We start from the raw sequence: 216 nt of genomic DNA, 5'->3' as shown, positions 1-216 counted from the left end.
GACTCCTTGTGTTATGTAATTGTTAATTGCAGTATGAAGGGGTCAATCTAAGGAGACTAAATGGCTACCCACACCCCCTGCTTTATACTGAGCGCGGAACAGATCCTGTCGAGAATCGACGAGCTTAGTGATGTCCTTGAACAGTGCGTGAATGATGGCGCATCAGTCAGTTTTATGCTCCCTTTTAACCGCGATAAGTCGCGGCCTTTTTGGACG

Annotated in this window: 1 pseudogene; it reads left to right on the top strand. The window is 47.2% G+C overall.

Going from position 1 to position 216, the window contains the following annotated elements:
• Nucleotides 1-60: 60 nt before the first annotated feature.
• A pseudogene (locus FDX22_RS32285) lies at nt 61-216 on the top strand (GNAT family N-acetyltransferase); the annotation flags it as partial.

It is taken from the genome of Citrobacter sp. TBCS-14 (assembly GCF_005280805.1).
Lineage (GTDB): Bacteria > Pseudomonadota > Gammaproteobacteria > Enterobacterales > Enterobacteriaceae > Citrobacter > Citrobacter gillenii.
This window is presented reverse-complemented; position numbering and strand designations above follow the sequence as displayed.